Annotated in this window: 12 protein-coding genes; 6 read left to right on the forward strand and 6 right to left on the reverse strand. The window is 42.3% G+C overall.

Going from position 1 to position 14274, the window contains the following annotated elements; genetic code table 11:
- Positions 1-779: 779 nt before the first annotated feature.
- Positions 780-1778, reverse strand: a complete 999-nt coding sequence (locus CWC03_RS16345) for a DUF4097 family beta strand repeat-containing protein (protein ID WP_249314056.1) — start codon at positions 1776-1778, stop codon at positions 780-782.
- A 211-nt stretch (positions 1779-1989) separates the two neighbouring features.
- Between CWC03_RS16345 and CWC03_RS16350 the strand changes: the two genes are divergently transcribed.
- Positions 1990-2763: an MBL fold metallo-hydrolase gene (locus CWC03_RS16350; protein WP_249314057.1), complete on the forward strand. Its 774-nt coding sequence runs from the start codon at positions 1990-1992 to the stop codon at positions 2761-2763.
- On the opposite strand, the gene CWC03_RS16355 is transcribed toward CWC03_RS16350, so the two are convergent.
- Both CWC03_RS16355 and CWC03_RS16360 read right to left on the reverse strand, forming a co-directional pair.
- Positions 2760-3116 carry an Hpt domain-containing protein gene (locus CWC03_RS16355; RefSeq protein ID WP_138582786.1) on the reverse strand — a complete coding sequence of 119 codons (357 nt, stop codon included), beginning with the start codon at positions 3114-3116 and terminating at the stop codon, positions 2760-2762. The genes CWC03_RS16350 and CWC03_RS16355 overlap by 4 nt on opposite strands.
- Positions 3113-5857, reverse strand: coding sequence for an ATP-binding protein (locus tag CWC03_RS16360; protein ID WP_138582787.1), 2745 nt, complete (start codon positions 5855-5857; stop codon positions 3113-3115). Before CWC03_RS16360 ends, CWC03_RS16355 begins: the two co-directional genes overlap by 4 nt.
- Before the next feature lie 176 nt (positions 5858-6033).
- Between CWC03_RS16360 and CWC03_RS16365 the strand changes: the two genes are divergently transcribed.
- The 3 genes from CWC03_RS16365 to CWC03_RS23980 are packed head-to-tail and all read left to right on the forward strand — an operon-like array spanning position 6034 to position 7852.
- A complete protein-coding gene (locus CWC03_RS16365; RefSeq protein ID WP_138582788.1) occupies positions 6034-6864 on the forward strand; it encodes an oxidoreductase in 831 nt (276 codons plus the stop codon).
- Between the two features lie 34 nt (positions 6865-6898).
- Positions 6899-7711: a helix-turn-helix domain-containing protein gene (locus CWC03_RS16370; protein ID WP_212748157.1), complete on the forward strand. Its 813-nt coding sequence runs from the start codon at positions 6899-6901 to the stop codon at positions 7709-7711.
- 12 nt (positions 7712-7723) lie between these two features.
- Positions 7724-7852: a helix-turn-helix domain-containing protein gene (locus CWC03_RS23980; protein ID WP_212748158.1), complete on the forward strand. Its 129-nt coding sequence runs from the start codon at positions 7724-7726 to the stop codon at positions 7850-7852.
- A gap of 64 nt (positions 7853-7916) precedes the next feature.
- Here CWC03_RS23980 and CWC03_RS16375 read toward each other — a convergent pair whose 3' ends face one another.
- On the reverse strand, positions 7917-8807 hold the full coding sequence (locus tag CWC03_RS16375; RefSeq protein ID WP_138582789.1) for a TetR/AcrR family transcriptional regulator: 891 nt from the start codon (positions 8805-8807) through the stop codon (positions 7917-7919).
- A gap of 126 nt (positions 8808-8933) precedes the next feature.
- Between CWC03_RS16375 and CWC03_RS16380 the strand changes: the two genes are divergently transcribed.
- The gene (locus CWC03_RS16380) at positions 8934-10664 is read left to right on the forward strand and encodes an ABC transporter ATP-binding protein (protein WP_138582790.1); all 1731 of its coding nucleotides are present in this window, start codon (positions 8934-8936) and stop codon (positions 10662-10664) included.
- Positions 10665-11345: 681 nt separating this feature from the next.
- Positions 11346-11807, forward strand: a complete 462-nt coding sequence (locus CWC03_RS16385) for a GNAT family N-acetyltransferase (RefSeq protein ID WP_138582791.1) — start codon at positions 11346-11348, stop codon at positions 11805-11807.
- Here CWC03_RS16385 and CWC03_RS16390 read toward each other — a convergent pair.
- Both CWC03_RS16390 and CWC03_RS16395 read right to left on the reverse strand, forming a co-directional pair.
- A complete protein-coding gene (locus tag CWC03_RS16390) occupies positions 11793-12035 on the reverse strand; it encodes a Rho-binding antiterminator (RefSeq protein WP_138582792.1) in 243 nt (80 codons plus the stop codon). The genes CWC03_RS16385 and CWC03_RS16390 overlap by 15 nt on opposite strands.
- A 64-nt stretch (positions 12036-12099) precedes the next feature.
- Positions 12100-14241, reverse strand: a complete 2142-nt coding sequence (locus CWC03_RS16395) for a prolyl oligopeptidase family serine peptidase (RefSeq protein WP_138582793.1) — start codon at positions 14239-14241, stop codon at positions 12100-12102.
- Positions 14242-14274 lie beyond the last annotated feature (33 nt).

Here is a 14274-nt window from a genome sequence, read left to right on the forward strand (position 1 = left end):
GTTAATTGCCTATGAGTCAGTTCACCGCATGGATGCGTGAAAAGCGGTGACAGGGCCAAGGCGGGCCCTTACACAGCGGGGACGTTCATATTGGCGATTTACTTGAGGAGTCAGTGTGATGTTGGGAGTGCCCTTTCTTTTGCTACCTTTTCTTTGGGCAAGCAAAGAAAAGGTAGTCGTAGCCCATGGATGGGCGTCGAAATCGGTCAGGAGGACGGGCTGACTTTGCAATACATTTCGAGTTATCAGCCGTTAGCAACATAAACCTCCATGTTTAATATCAAAGCGCATCCATACGCTCCTCGTTCATTCTTTTTAAACGACGCGATCGAGCGAACCAAGAAAACGTCGCCCCAGCATCACAAATCCTAAGCCGATATAGTGCAACCGTCTTGTAAGGCACGTCCCTGTGCCTGACAAGACTTGGCCGACATCCTGTCGGCACATTGCATATCGGTTTATGCTTCGGGTGTGATGGAGGGGGAATAAGTTGCTTGTGAGATTGTCTACGATTTTTACGGTTAAGCTTCTTGAAAGCATTGCAAAAACTATCAGCGTAGCCTCCAAGCTCACAGTGTAAATAGTTTTGTGGGAGGCGCTTCACCCGCCGAGAAGTATGTTTTTCGGGTGATGAGGGAGTGCCTTGTCATTAGGGATCAAAGAAGCCGATGGATGGGCGTCGAAATCCGTCAGAAAGACGATCTGACTTTACACATAGTCTCGAGCTAATGTTGAGACTGTGGAGCAATCGTATATTGCTCCACACTAAAGTTATTCAGCTAGTCATCTAGTTTTACGGCTCCAGCTATCTTATCTATTTTCACCGAGCCTGAGCCTGATTCGGTAATGGTCAAGGAGCCAGCATTTACCACACGAATATTTCCAGCACCGTCTTCTATTTGAACATGGCCCTTAACTGCTTCGATATCCGTATTGCCCGAACCATCAACGATAGTGACATCGCCTTGGACGTGACGAACTCTAATGTTCCCAGACTCATCATCGATTTTAATATTATGCCCGCCTTCAACAACTAGTGAGCCAGAGCCATCGACGATATCAGCGTTGCCGCTAAAACCGCGAAGGGTTAGATCGCCAGATTCATCTTCTATTTTGATATTCGTGCCGCCAGTCACATCAATATTACCCGAGCCATCTTCCAGCTCCAGTGTATCTAACAATCCCGTTATGGTTATGTCGCCAGAACCATCGTCGATAACAAGTTGCTGGGCGTTAGTGACATGAATATTGCCACTGCCGTCATCAATTTCAGCACCTTGAATATCTTCTAATGTGATATTGCCAGAGCCATCATCTAGCTTGATAAAACCTTTGATATTTTTGATGGCTATATCACCCGAACTGTCATCAAGTGTTAGTGCGAGCTGACTTGGCATGGTGATGGTTAAGTCAATTCTCGGGCTGTTATTACGATACCGTTGTACACCAGAACTTGTATCAGAATCGGCTACCAACATGGCGGTATCACCTGACTTTTCAAGGGTAAGTCGATAGTTCTCCGTTTCTGTGGTTAACACTGAAGCTTCCACTTGGATCTCTTGTTGGTTATCGTATCCAATGATTTGGATATTACCCGAGGTGGTATTTGCATCAAGTTTGCTGATGTCTGCAGCGTTGAGTTGCAAAGATTTATGGAGGGTTTTGGTTGCTGCTGCGCTTGGAGAGATATGTACGACACAGCCAGATAAAAGGCTAAGTGCAGCTAAACTGGTGAAGAGCTTTTTCATCGTTGTTATTTTCCATAGTGGTGATGACATAAGGTTATCATTCAGCAATAGTTATACCATAAATAGTATCTATATAAATCAATGAGTTAATAAATATTGATACTCAAGGTTGGTCAAAATAGCGAAATCACATAGTGAGCTGAGCCAAAAGTTTGCAGATATGACTGTCATGTGGTTGTAAATTCGACAGTGTAGTCTGGCGCTATTGCTTGCTTATTTTTCTGACAGTGCAATGAAAGACATGACCAAGAAGACCGAGCTACACGCTGTCAATCCGAAATCATTCGTTGATAGTCACTGTAAACCAGACGCTGCAGTCTTTTTAGGAGTTGGAAGTGCCGCCAGCGCTGCAACTCTTGGGTGTTCTACCTGCGTATTGACCCATAAAGGCTTACCTTGGTTATTGATAGATTGTGGCTTTGATACGGTGTCACGCTATAAAAGCCATTTTGCATCATTACCCGATGCTGTATTTATCACCCACCTTCACTATGATCATGTTGGTGGATTGGAGCAGCTTTACTTTCAGGCTGCATTGAGTCAGCACCAAGTCACGTTATACGCTCCAGCAGAGTTAATCGTTGGGTTGTGTAATATGCTCGCCTACACCGGACTAAGCGAGGGTAACTGTGGTGTTTGGCAGGTCTTTCGTTTATTTCCAATTTCAGAAAGCTTTCTTCATCGTGGGCAGCGTATACACAGTTATGCCGTTCGTCATCATGAGCCCAACAGTGCTTTTTCGTTACACCTCCCTGGTAGCTTGTTTTACAGTGGTGATACTAAGGCTATTCCTGAGCTACTCCATCACCATGTCAGTAACGGCGAGGTTATTTTTCATGATTGCGGTCTTGCAAACAACCCCAGCCATTGCTCCCTTGATGAGTTGTTGACGAGCTATCGCGAAGACATCATTAAAAATACTTGGGTCTATCATTACCAGCATCAAGAAGATGTTGTGAAGTTTGAACACGCAGGACTCAAAGTAGCGATTGCTGAGCAGTCGATTACGCTTTAAGTTTGCGACTGAGAAGTTAAATAGGCTTTTAATTCTCGAACAAACTCGCTACCGATCTCATGGTGTATCGCTTTTATTTTTTCGGCGCACTCCGTAGTGTTGTTATCAAGTGCTGAATATTCTAACGCCTGTAGATGCTCAGCTAGTACCTCTGCCCCCACTGCTTTGGCGGAGGTTTTGAGGTAATGGGCCTCGTCTTTTAACGCTTGAAAAGCGCGTGTTTGGTATGCCTCTTTAATCTTTGCACAGCTCGATTTCGATTGCACCAGAAAGTCGGTGTAAAACTTTTTTGCTGTGGCAAAGTCATCACCAATTAAGTCGATAAGTACCTGAGGGTTGAGAGTTTGACTCATTGTGTAAAGTCCATATCTAACCATTTACCTAAAGTGTTTTTGAGCTCTTGTAGCCGCACAGGTTTGCTAACATAATCGTTCATGCCACTGTCTAAGCAAAGCTCTTTATCCCCTTTCATCGCAGCGCCAGTAACGGCAATAATAGGAATTGCACTGCGCTCTTCTTTGGACTCAAATGCGCGAATTAACTTAGTTAATTCATAGCCATCGATCTCTGGCATATGGCAATCGGTTAGTAAAAGATGATATTGCTGACTTTTATACATCACCAAAGCTTCTTTGCCGTTATTAGCGATATCACAGGAAACCCCGAGTTTAGAAAGTTGTTTGACGATGAGCTTTTGGTTAAAAGGATTATCCTCTGCAAGGAGTATATGCTGCTTACCATTAGTGCTCGTTTTATCATCCTTTAGGCTAGAAGCTTTATCGTCTAGTGAAAGTAGTGCGTCTAGTTCACTGAAATCGTTTAGCTCACCTAAATCAGCCTCATCATTTTGCTGGCTGGTTTTAAGTTTGTTTAGTAATTGGCCGATTGAGTATTGAGTCTGTGGCGTAATTGGTTTTGGTTTTTGTGTGGTTAACACTGTACTATTCAAGTTAGCAAACGCCTTTTCATCAAGAAATACTAACTCTGGAATAGGTGAGCGTATTCGCTTTGCCCAGGCTTCATCATGCCTTGTAACAACACGAATGAGCGCGGTATCGCCTGTCTCTTTGATTTCATTAAGTGATTCGACGATTTTGATCTCGCTGCAAAAATGCGTACAGGCATTGTACAGCTGAGTCAGCGACAACGAACTTTGCCAACAGGCATCACTTAGCCAATAGAGTGTATTAAATGGCATGTTGGGCTGTTGTTGCGTCCTCGGACACCAAACAGGAATGGTAATGGTAAAAGTTGAGCCTTCACCAGATTTACTTTTTAAAGCGACTTTGCCACCCATAAGGTCAATAAGCTTGCCGCATATTGCAAGGCCTAACCCCGTGCCGCCATACTTTCTAGTAATAGAACGTTCGGCTTGTGTAAAGGGGGTAAACAGTTTCTTTTGGACTTCCGGTGCAATGCCAATTCCATTGTCTTCTATCTTAAATATCAAGTGAGATAAGGCAACGCCCTCTGATGCCCAGTGCACATTAATGGTGACTTTTGCGCCGCCTTCGCGATCTGCGACGCTAAATTTAATGGCATTACTAACAACGTTAAAGATTATTTGTCGCACTCTATTTTCATCGCCAATTACTTCTAGTGGTAGCTTTATGTCCTCATGCACCGTTAATTTTACCGTTTTGTCGCGCGCGTGGGCTTCGAAAGTTTTGATGATGTTATTGAGCATTTTGGAAGGGCAGAAAGGATAGCTCTCAAGCTCCATTTTTCCTTGTTCAACTTTGGCTAAGTCTAAAATATCATTCAATATTGAGACTAAATTATTGGCTGAAATAGATGCGGTTTCTAAGAGTTCTTGGTTGTCTTCATCAAGCTCTGATAACGCCATGAGATCTAAGGAGCCGATAATGCCATTCATTGGCGTTCTAAGTTCATGGCTCATCATAGACAAAAAGTCTGACTTGGTGCGACTGGCTTGCTCAGCTTTAATGATAGCTTCCTCAAGATCTGCAGTGCGTTCAGCGACGCGTTGCTCTAATTCTTGATTAATATGCTGGAGCTTTTTTTGGGCAATATATACATCGGTTTGATCGATAACAACACCATCAATACGTGATGGTCGGCCATATTCATCTAGTCCGACAACGCCTTTAGCATAAACGACAACAATATCCTTGTCGTTGAGCAGACCGCGATAGCGCTGCTCAAAGATCTCGCCTGAGCTTAATGATGCTTCTAGCGCTTGAATAACCCGAGCTTTATCGTCGGGATGAAGGCTAGCCTCCCAAAGATGCAGATTGCCTATATCATCTTCCGAAAGCTTAAAAATTTCATTCGCTTGATGATCCCAATTCCAAATCCATTGATTCGCTACTCGTATTGCTCGCCAAGTGCCTATTTTCCCAGCTTGCATAGCAAGTTCTTTGCTTTCTTCTGCATCATGTAATGCGACTAACATGTCTTTTTCGTGAGTACAGTCAGCCAAAATCCCATACACACTGTGTGTTCGGATACAATATTTAACTTGCTCGCCTTTGAGCTCAAACCAATGGATTGAGCCCCTAACCTCTAGTCGGAACTCAAAATGCAGCATAAGTCCTTGTTCAATGTGATGGGAGAGCAGTTCGGAAAATAGCGGCTGGTCCTCTTGGTAAATCATACTTTTTAAGGTTTCCCAGTCGAGCTCGGCCGAGGCCGGAAGGCCTATAAGAGATTTAAATTTGGGAGAAAAATATGCTGTCTTGTTTAGCAGGTCGTAACACCAAACGCCGAGGTTTGCGCTGTTGACGGCGTGACGTAAAATTCGGGTTTGTTCGTCCTCTAAAGGGTTTTGACAATAATAAGTAGAAAGCTCGGCAATATGCACAAATATTTCATTGCTGTGGACATCATAAAAGGAAAGTAAAAATTGTACGTTTGGCGATGTGCGCAACGAAACTTGTATCAAAGAACCATCTGCAATCGTCTTTTGTTGCTCTTCTACACATGAGGGAAAGGTAAATAGGTCTTCAAGGTGCTTATTAACGATATTATTTTCAGGTACGAGCAGTTTTTCCGCAGCAGTGGTTGTATGACTGACATACCACTCAGATGTAACAATCAAAATTGGCATACTGTCTTTTAGTGCTGTTAGCATCACATTCCCCGATCGTATCCTCATAAAACAATATAGCAGTTCATGATTAACTTGCTGGATTTATGGTCAATTTAGTGATGTTTAAAAATATGTGTACGTCTTACAGGGATATGTATACGTTCGATTTGGTGGGCCCAGATATAGTAAAACCAAATCAATAATGTGGATAAGGTAAGATGAGAATTTATAATGCAAAGGTGATTTTAGTCACGGGAGCATCTTCAGGCATAGGTAAAGCCACTGCACTTAAGCTACTTTCTCAAGGTCATATTGTATATGGAGCTGCACGCAGGATGGAAAACATGGCTGAGCTAGTGCAAGCTGGTGGCGTTGCCCTCAACGTGGATATTACCCACGAAGATGAAGTTGATGCTGCACTACAGACGATTTTTACACGCCATGGCTATGTGGATGTGTTGATAAACAACGCTGGGTTTTCTGTTTATGGTGCGGTGGAAGAAACCAGACAAGAAGATATCAGAAAGCAATTTGAAGTGAATTTTTTTGCTACAACGTTTCTCACTCAAAAAGTACTGCCAATCATGCGCGAGCGAGGTAAGGGGCACATTATTAATGTTTCCTCTGTGGCAGGCAAAGTATATACCCCGTTGGGGGCTTGGTATCATGCTACAAAGCACGCTCTTGAAGGATGGAGTGACTGTTTAAGAGTAGAGACACAACATCTTGGTTTAAAAGTATCTATCATTGAACCTGGCGCGATTGAGACTGAATTTAGCAACATCATGACAGCACCTATGCTACTTCGCTCCGATAATGGTCCATATCAGACAATGGCTAAAAACATGGTGGAAGCAACATCGCAGGTGTATAAGGACACTAAAAATACCCGACCAGAGATCATTGCAGATACCATAGCGGTTGCAGTGAATAGTGAAGCTCCAAAGACACGCTATGCGGCCGGAAAATATGCGTTGCTGTTACTTTTTTTACGAAGGTGGCTATCGGATAAATACTTCGATAAATTGGTTCTGGAGATGGTTAAGTAGGCAACGACTTAAATTTACAAGATGACAGAGTCCCGTGGCACTGAATAAAGCTGCGGGATTTGCAGAGTTCGATATGACAAAAGCGATTGTAATTAATGATATAGCAGCAGTGCACAAGATGTTTGATCTCGACCCGCCTCGCCATCCTTTGGTGTCGGTGATCCGAGTCGATGACGTATTACTTACCAAGAATATTCCTTATATAAATCAAAGCTATATTATTAACTTATTTCAGATGAGCCTTAAGTCAGGGTTTTGCGATGAATTAACTTATGGTCGAAATAAATATGATTTTAAAGAAGGCACATTGGTATTTACCAAACCAGGTCAACGTATCACAGTTTCTACTGCTGAGAGAGAGGTGGAACCGGGAGGGTGGACACTTTTGTTTCATCCTGACTTGATAAGAAAGTCTGCACTTGGAAAGTGTATAGAGCAATTCAGCTTCTTCTCTTATGATAGTCATGAAGCATTGCATTTGTCAGATGAAGAAAGAAAAAACCTGACTGATTTGGTGGGTAAAATTGAAGTAGAGTACAAGCAGGGCATTGATAGGCACACCCAAACTCTGCTTGTTGCAAACATCGAGCTTATTCTCAATTATTGTGTGCGTTACTATGATCGGCAGTTTTATGTGAGGACAAATACAAACTCTGACGTTGTCGCTCGGCTTGACACATTATTGGATGATTACTTTGGTAAACAAAAGGCGTTAGAGCTAGGGCTTCCCACCGTTGCCTATTGCTCTAGCGCACTTCATATGTCTTCATCCTACCTCAGCGACATGCTAAAACGTGAAATAGGTAAATCGGCACAACAAGTCATTCAAGAGCGCCTTATTGATTGAGCAAAAACCTGCTTGTTAGGTACGGATGAACAAATTAGCCAAGTGGCCTACTCATTGGGATTTGAGTATCCACAGCATTTTAGTAAATTGTTTAAGGCAAAAACAGGACTTAGTCCACAGCAATACCGCCGCGAGCACTAGTATGTAAGTTGCCCTTAGTAACACGGTGCTTGGAAGAACCAAGTAGAGAAGCGATACTTTTTGTTTACACTGCCTCTACATTGAGTCTTTCTGCGAGTAGCTGGCGCTCAGTATTTAACCCTCTGTAGTCTCTAAGTCCAGCGAGAAGCGCCCTGATTAATACTGTATCAGGGTTTTTACTTTGTAGTTGAGCTTCCAATAGAGCGATTGTGTGGTCTACGATCTCGCGCTTTTGTGGTGTAAGTTTTAGCTTCTGAGACTTCTCCTGGAGCTGTAAAAAAGCTTGTTGGACTTTTTGTTCGTGGAGTTGTCGTTTTTTGGCTTCGATCTCTTTTTGAGATGGGAAATCCTGCTCGGTTAACACCGGTAAAAGGGCTTGATTTGGTAGCGCTGTACAAATTGAGTCCATACACGACACTACCCAATTAACCAGCTTTTCAGTGTCGAAATCAATACCTTCAATCACGGGAAGCGAAAGGTAGTTAGCTATAATGCCATCAAGCGTCATAGCAAGATCGGTTTTCCATGGACGAACTTGCTCGCCATAGTTTTCAAGTAAAAAACCTTCCTGTAGCGTAAGCCACGTTAAGCGAAATTCTTGATAGAACATGATCAAGTTATTTGAAAAGCTCAGTGATTCCTCCTGCAATAAGAGTTGAAACATCGCTTGGTACTGCTGTAAATCTTCGTGCTGGAAGCGAATTTGTTGTTTTAGCTTAGCAATTGGTGTCAATTTATCACTTTCTAATATCGCTCTTATTTTATCTAGCAGATCCGCTGTTTGACGCTCAAAAACGGCTAATAGTAGTTCGTCTTTTGACTTAAAGTGTAGGTAGATAGCACCTTTCGAAATGCCCACTTTATTGGCGATGGTTTGCATGCTAAAGGCACTATCGCCCTCAGCTAAAAGTAACTGCTCCGCGCATGCCAGTATTAATTTCCGCTTATCAGACATAACTCCTCCTGTTCACATTGCAGTATACAGTCAATTTAAAAATGACCAATAGGTCAAATTTAAATTGACTATATTTAAAATGTGGTCAATTATTATGTTGCCTACTCAACGGGGGACATCATAATTATGAACAATACATCATCTTTAATACAGCTGGTCAGGCGCACGCGGCCAAGTCGACTATTACTATCAACTCTGGTTTTATTTACGCTTATCTCTAGTGTTTTAGGTTTGTTGGTGCCTTTGCAAACGAAAAGATTGCTGGAAGAACTCGGAGAAAATGGTCATTTTTCAATTGAACAGATAGTCATATTAATTATGGTATTAGTGTTTTCCGCTGTGCTAACAGGGTTAATGACTTATATCATGGGTAAAATTGGCAATGAGCAAAAGCTTAAATTACGCGGAGACCTTTTTCAGCATCTTATTCGTTTGCCTGTTTCCTTCTTTGATAATACTAGGGCTGGGGAACCCGCCAATCGCATCGTAAAAGACACTGAAATTATTGAAAATCTGGTGAGCGAGCAGTCTGTGTCTTTTATATCTGGTGTAGTTTCATTATTTGGTTCTTTTATTATTCTATGGTTTTTAGACTGGCAAATGACACTTGTAATGCTTGGTGCAGTGACGGCTAGTTTTCTGATCATCTTACCGTTTTCCGTCAGGCTGACGGAGCTGTCTAAGTCATTACAAGATACTGAAGCCTCTATGCTTGGAAGGTTAACCGAGCTGTTTGCCAATATTCGCTTACTAAGAGCGCAAGGTGCTGAGAAAATAGAAGCTAAAAAGAATAACAATGAATTGAAGTCACTCTATAAAACCGCAATGTCAGAACATACGCTTTTAGCGACCATGGGCGCATTGGTGAATTTAGTGATCATGGCTTCGATAGTGTTAGTACTAGGGTTTGGTGCATCAAGGGTTGCCAATAGTGCAATGACGCTAGGCGCTTTTGTTGCGTTTATTATGTTTTTACTGAACATAGTGTTGCCTATGGGGCAGTTAAGCATGGTGGTAGCTGCGTTTAATAAAGCAAGAGGAGCGGCTGTCCGTATTAATGAAATCTTAGCAACAGCACCAGAAAATGAAAGTGGTCATACAGTTAGCCTGACTGATAAGTCAATTTATGTTCGCAATTTATCTTTTAGTTATGCTGATGATAAACCAGTATTTAATGGCTTGAGCTGTGAATTCTTAAGTGGAAAAACGACCGCGATTGTTGGGCCATCAGGAGTTGGTAAGTCTACACTCTTTGCTTTGTTGCAGGGCTTTTACCAGGCGCAGCGTGGTTACATTGAAATTGCTGGGCTTAATGTTGAAGAGCTAGACCGAGCCAATTTAAGAGCGCAAATTGGTTATGTTGCGCAAGAGAGCCCGCTGTTGTGCGGCACCTTATATGAAAACTTGGTCTACGGTACTGATGAGGCAATAGATGATGAACAATTACAGCATGCCATTGCCACGGCCGATTTAGCTGAGTTCATCGCGACACTACCTGATGAGTTGAATACTCAAATTGGTGAGCGTGGCATTACTCTGTCTGGCGGACAAAGGCAACGGGTTGCATTGGCGCGAGCACTATTAAAAGACCCAGCATTGCTGCTGTTGGATGAAGCAACGGCAAGCCTTGATTCACAAAGTGAGGCCGCTATCCAAACTGCCCTGAAAAACGCAAAAAAAGGTCGTACTACAATTATTGCCGCGCATCGACTCAGTACGGTTATGGATGCTGATACTATTATCGTCATTAACAAAGGTGAGATCGAATCACAGGGAGATCACCAGTATTTGATGCAACACTCTTCGCTTTACCAAAGCTTAGTGAATAAGCAGTTCAGCCTTCAAGCAGCAAGCTAATAACTTTGGTTGGGGCCGTCAGTTGGATTAGTGGAAAGTGAATGAGCAGCAACGTCATTAGTAAACGAAGTAATACTTTTTAATGTTTTTTTTAAATGGTATAGCACTAAAAGTTTAGATGTGATAAAAAGTAATCGTATTTAACTAAGTGCTATTTTGGTTATTGGTTAAAAAGGATTGGTTTTTAGGGAAGACAAATTCATTTTCGTAGGTTTGTTTATGCCCCATCGAGCATCACACACAAGTTCGCATACCTCTATCCCGCTGATTATAGCGCTAACAAGCGTGTTGTTATTACTGACTTTACTGAGCTTTCCAAGCAAGAGCGAACCACCTGTAGAAACCAAAGTATCAATACTGAAGAGCGGTGCGATAAAGCATGATGTTCGCGCAAAAAAATCAGAATGAAAAATTCTTAGTTACCTAAAGGTATCTAATACACATCATCACCTTACACTTTGTAACAGTTCAGGGTTACAATTTTTTATCTATATAAAACAAATGTTTAATCATTTAAACTAATGCCGTTGTAAAATTTCCACACGTATTCAGCTTATCATCTTACCTCTATAATTTGCTTATTATTTCTAACTCGGTATAGTTTGGCGTTGGCCAGAATAGTAATAATATTGCTCAGTCTATGAGCTCGGGACAAATTGGCCTTATTTCTCAGAGGCAGGTATGCAATTAATTCAGTTAAAGTCAGATGACCCACAAGTAGTCGCGGTGTTTTCTGAAATCGATAAGCTTATGAACAGCTTATATCCAATCGCCAGTGCACAGTCTTTATCAATAGAAGAAATTAACCAACCTAACGTGTATGCCGTTGGCTTACAAAATGAAGAGGGCATTGTAGCGTGTGGTGCGATTGTAAAGCAGTTTGATAAAACCTTATACGGTGAAATTAAACGCTTATACGTAAAACCTAGCTATCGAGGTAAAGGGCTTTCTAAACGTATTATGCAAATTTTGCTTCACTATGCAGGTGAAGCGCAGATCCCACTGATTCGGCTGGAAACCGGCTCTAAGCAAGTCAGTGCGATAAGTCTTTATGAGAGCTTGGGGTTTGAGCGATGTGAGTGCTTTGGGATGTACCGCGACAATCCGTTAAGTGTCTTTATGGCGTTATCACTGAAATCTTAATGTTGTAAAGTAAGGATTATCAGTATCGGCAGAGATATTTGCAATCTCTGCAAGCACCACAGTGACAGCTTGGCTTTCTTGTTCTAAAACTAAACATTCCTGTTTGTCGGCTACCACCGTGTTTTCGCAGCTACCACGCACAACTTCACCATCTTTCATCTCGATAGTAACCGCTAGGCGTTTTAGACACGCTAGTTCAATATAATCATACTGTTGGCAACTGATCATAGATACGTCCTTATTGAGTAAAGCCACCTGCTTGTACAGGTGGCTTTTCAAACTTGGCTTATGCTTAAAGGGACTTAATTCCCATATTGTAAAGCGTAAAGCCATAAATATCGGCATACTGTTCAATCGTCTTGCTTATTGGTGTGCCTGCGCCGTGCCCGGCATTGGTTTCGATACGAATAAGCGTCGGATTCGGACCTGTGTGTTTGCTTTGTAGCTCAGCTGCAAACTTGTAAGAGTGTGCAGGTACTACGCGGTCGTCATGGTCACCTGTTGTGATCATGGTTGCTGGATAATCTACGCCAGCCTTTACGTTATGTACAGGTGAATAACCTTTCAGGTATTCAAACATCTCTTTGTTGTCTTCCGCCGTACCGTAGTCGTAAGCCCATCCAGCCCCAGCAGTAAAGGTGTGGTAACGCAGCATATCAAGTACCCCAACCGCTGGCACTGCAACTTTGAATAGGTCTGGACGTTGCAACATTGTTGCACCTACTAACAAGCCACCGTTTGAACCGCCGTTAATTGCAAGCTTTTCACTTGAAGTATAATTTTCAGATACTAAATATTCGCCTGCAGCAATAAAGTCGTCAAAGACGTTTTGCTTCTGCATTTGAGTTCCAGCTTTGTGCCATTTTTTACCGTATTCACCGCCGCCACGTAAGTTTGCTACCGCATAAACACCACCTAGCTCTAACCAAGCTGCACGTGTCGGGCTAAAATAAGGCTTAAGACTGACATTAAATCCACCGTAACCGTATAGTAGCGTTGGGTTATTACCATCTAACTTCAGCCCTTTTTTATGGGTGATGATCATCGGTACGCGGGTGCCATCTTTTGAAGTGTAAAAAACTTGCTTAGACACGTAAGCATCTGAATCAAAGTCTACTTTATCTGAGCTATATAATTCGCTGGTGCCTGACTTTGCATTGAAAGCAAAAATCGATCTCGGTGTTTTGTAGTTGGTGAATGAGTAATAGAGTACTTCGTCTTCTTCTTCACCACTAAAGCCGCTCGCTGTACCTACCCCTGGAAGGGTGATATCACGGATCAGTTTACCTGTGAAATCATATTGTTTTACCAATGAAATTGCATCTTTAATGTAAGTTGCAAATAGGTAGCCAGAGCCAGTTGATACTGAAAGCACATTGTTGGTTTCCGGGATCACATCTTGCCAGTTTTCTGGTTGTGGCTGCTTCGCATTGACTTTAACGATTCGACGATTAGGCGCATCTAAGTTCGTGCTTAGGAACAATGTGTCGCCTTCACTGTGGATCACGCTGGTATCAGAGTTGGTATGATCTAAAATTGTTACCCAGTCACTATTTGGTTTGCTTAAGTCACGAATAAATAGCTTATTACCAGATGTTGATACCGCAGCAGAGATCACTAAGTACTTTTTATCGTCTGTTACGCCGCCATAAACATAACGGTGCTTTTGCGCATCAGTGGCACCAAAAATGACCTTGTCTTGAGCCTGAGGCGTTCCAATCTTGTGGTAATACACTTTATGTTGGTCAGTTTTTGCTGAAAGCTCACTGCCTTTAGGTTTGTCATAGCTTGAGTAGTAAAAGCCTTCATTACCAAACCATGAGATACCACTAAACTTAACGTCGACTAACGTTTCACCAACCTGCTCTTTAGTTTCGGTGTTTAGTACAATCACTTTACGCCAATCACTGCCACCTTCGGAAATTTGATAAGCGACTAATGAGGCGTCTTTACTAAAACTTAATCCTGCAAGCGATGTTGTGCCATCGTCACTCATGGTGTTTGGATCTAAAAATACCTCAGTCTCACCACCTTCTTTTTGGCGGTACAAAACACTTTGGTTTTGCAGCCCATCATTTTTGTAAAAATAGGTATAGTTACCGTGCTTAAATGGTTGAGAAACACGCTCGTAATCAAGTAGTTCAGTAAGGCGTTTTTCGATATCTTTACGATACGGAATTTGCGATAAGTATGCCTGTGTTGCTTCGTTTTGCGCTTTTACCCACGCTGCGGTTTCTGCACTTTTATCATCTTCTAACCAACGGTATGGATCTGCCACTTGCGTACCAAAGTAGCTGTCTACAACGGTGCCAGTTTTAGTGATGGGATATTTTACGGACTGCGCTAATGTTGCATTATTAGATTGTTCATTTTCGGTATTAACACATCCGACAAGCGCAAGCGCTACGGCTCCAGCTAGTATCTTCTTTATCATGGTGGGGCTTCCTATTGGTTCTTATTAGCTACG

This window comes from Pseudoalteromonas sp. S2755 (assembly GCF_005886535.1).
Lineage (GTDB): Bacteria > Pseudomonadota > Gammaproteobacteria > Enterobacterales > Alteromonadaceae > Pseudoalteromonas.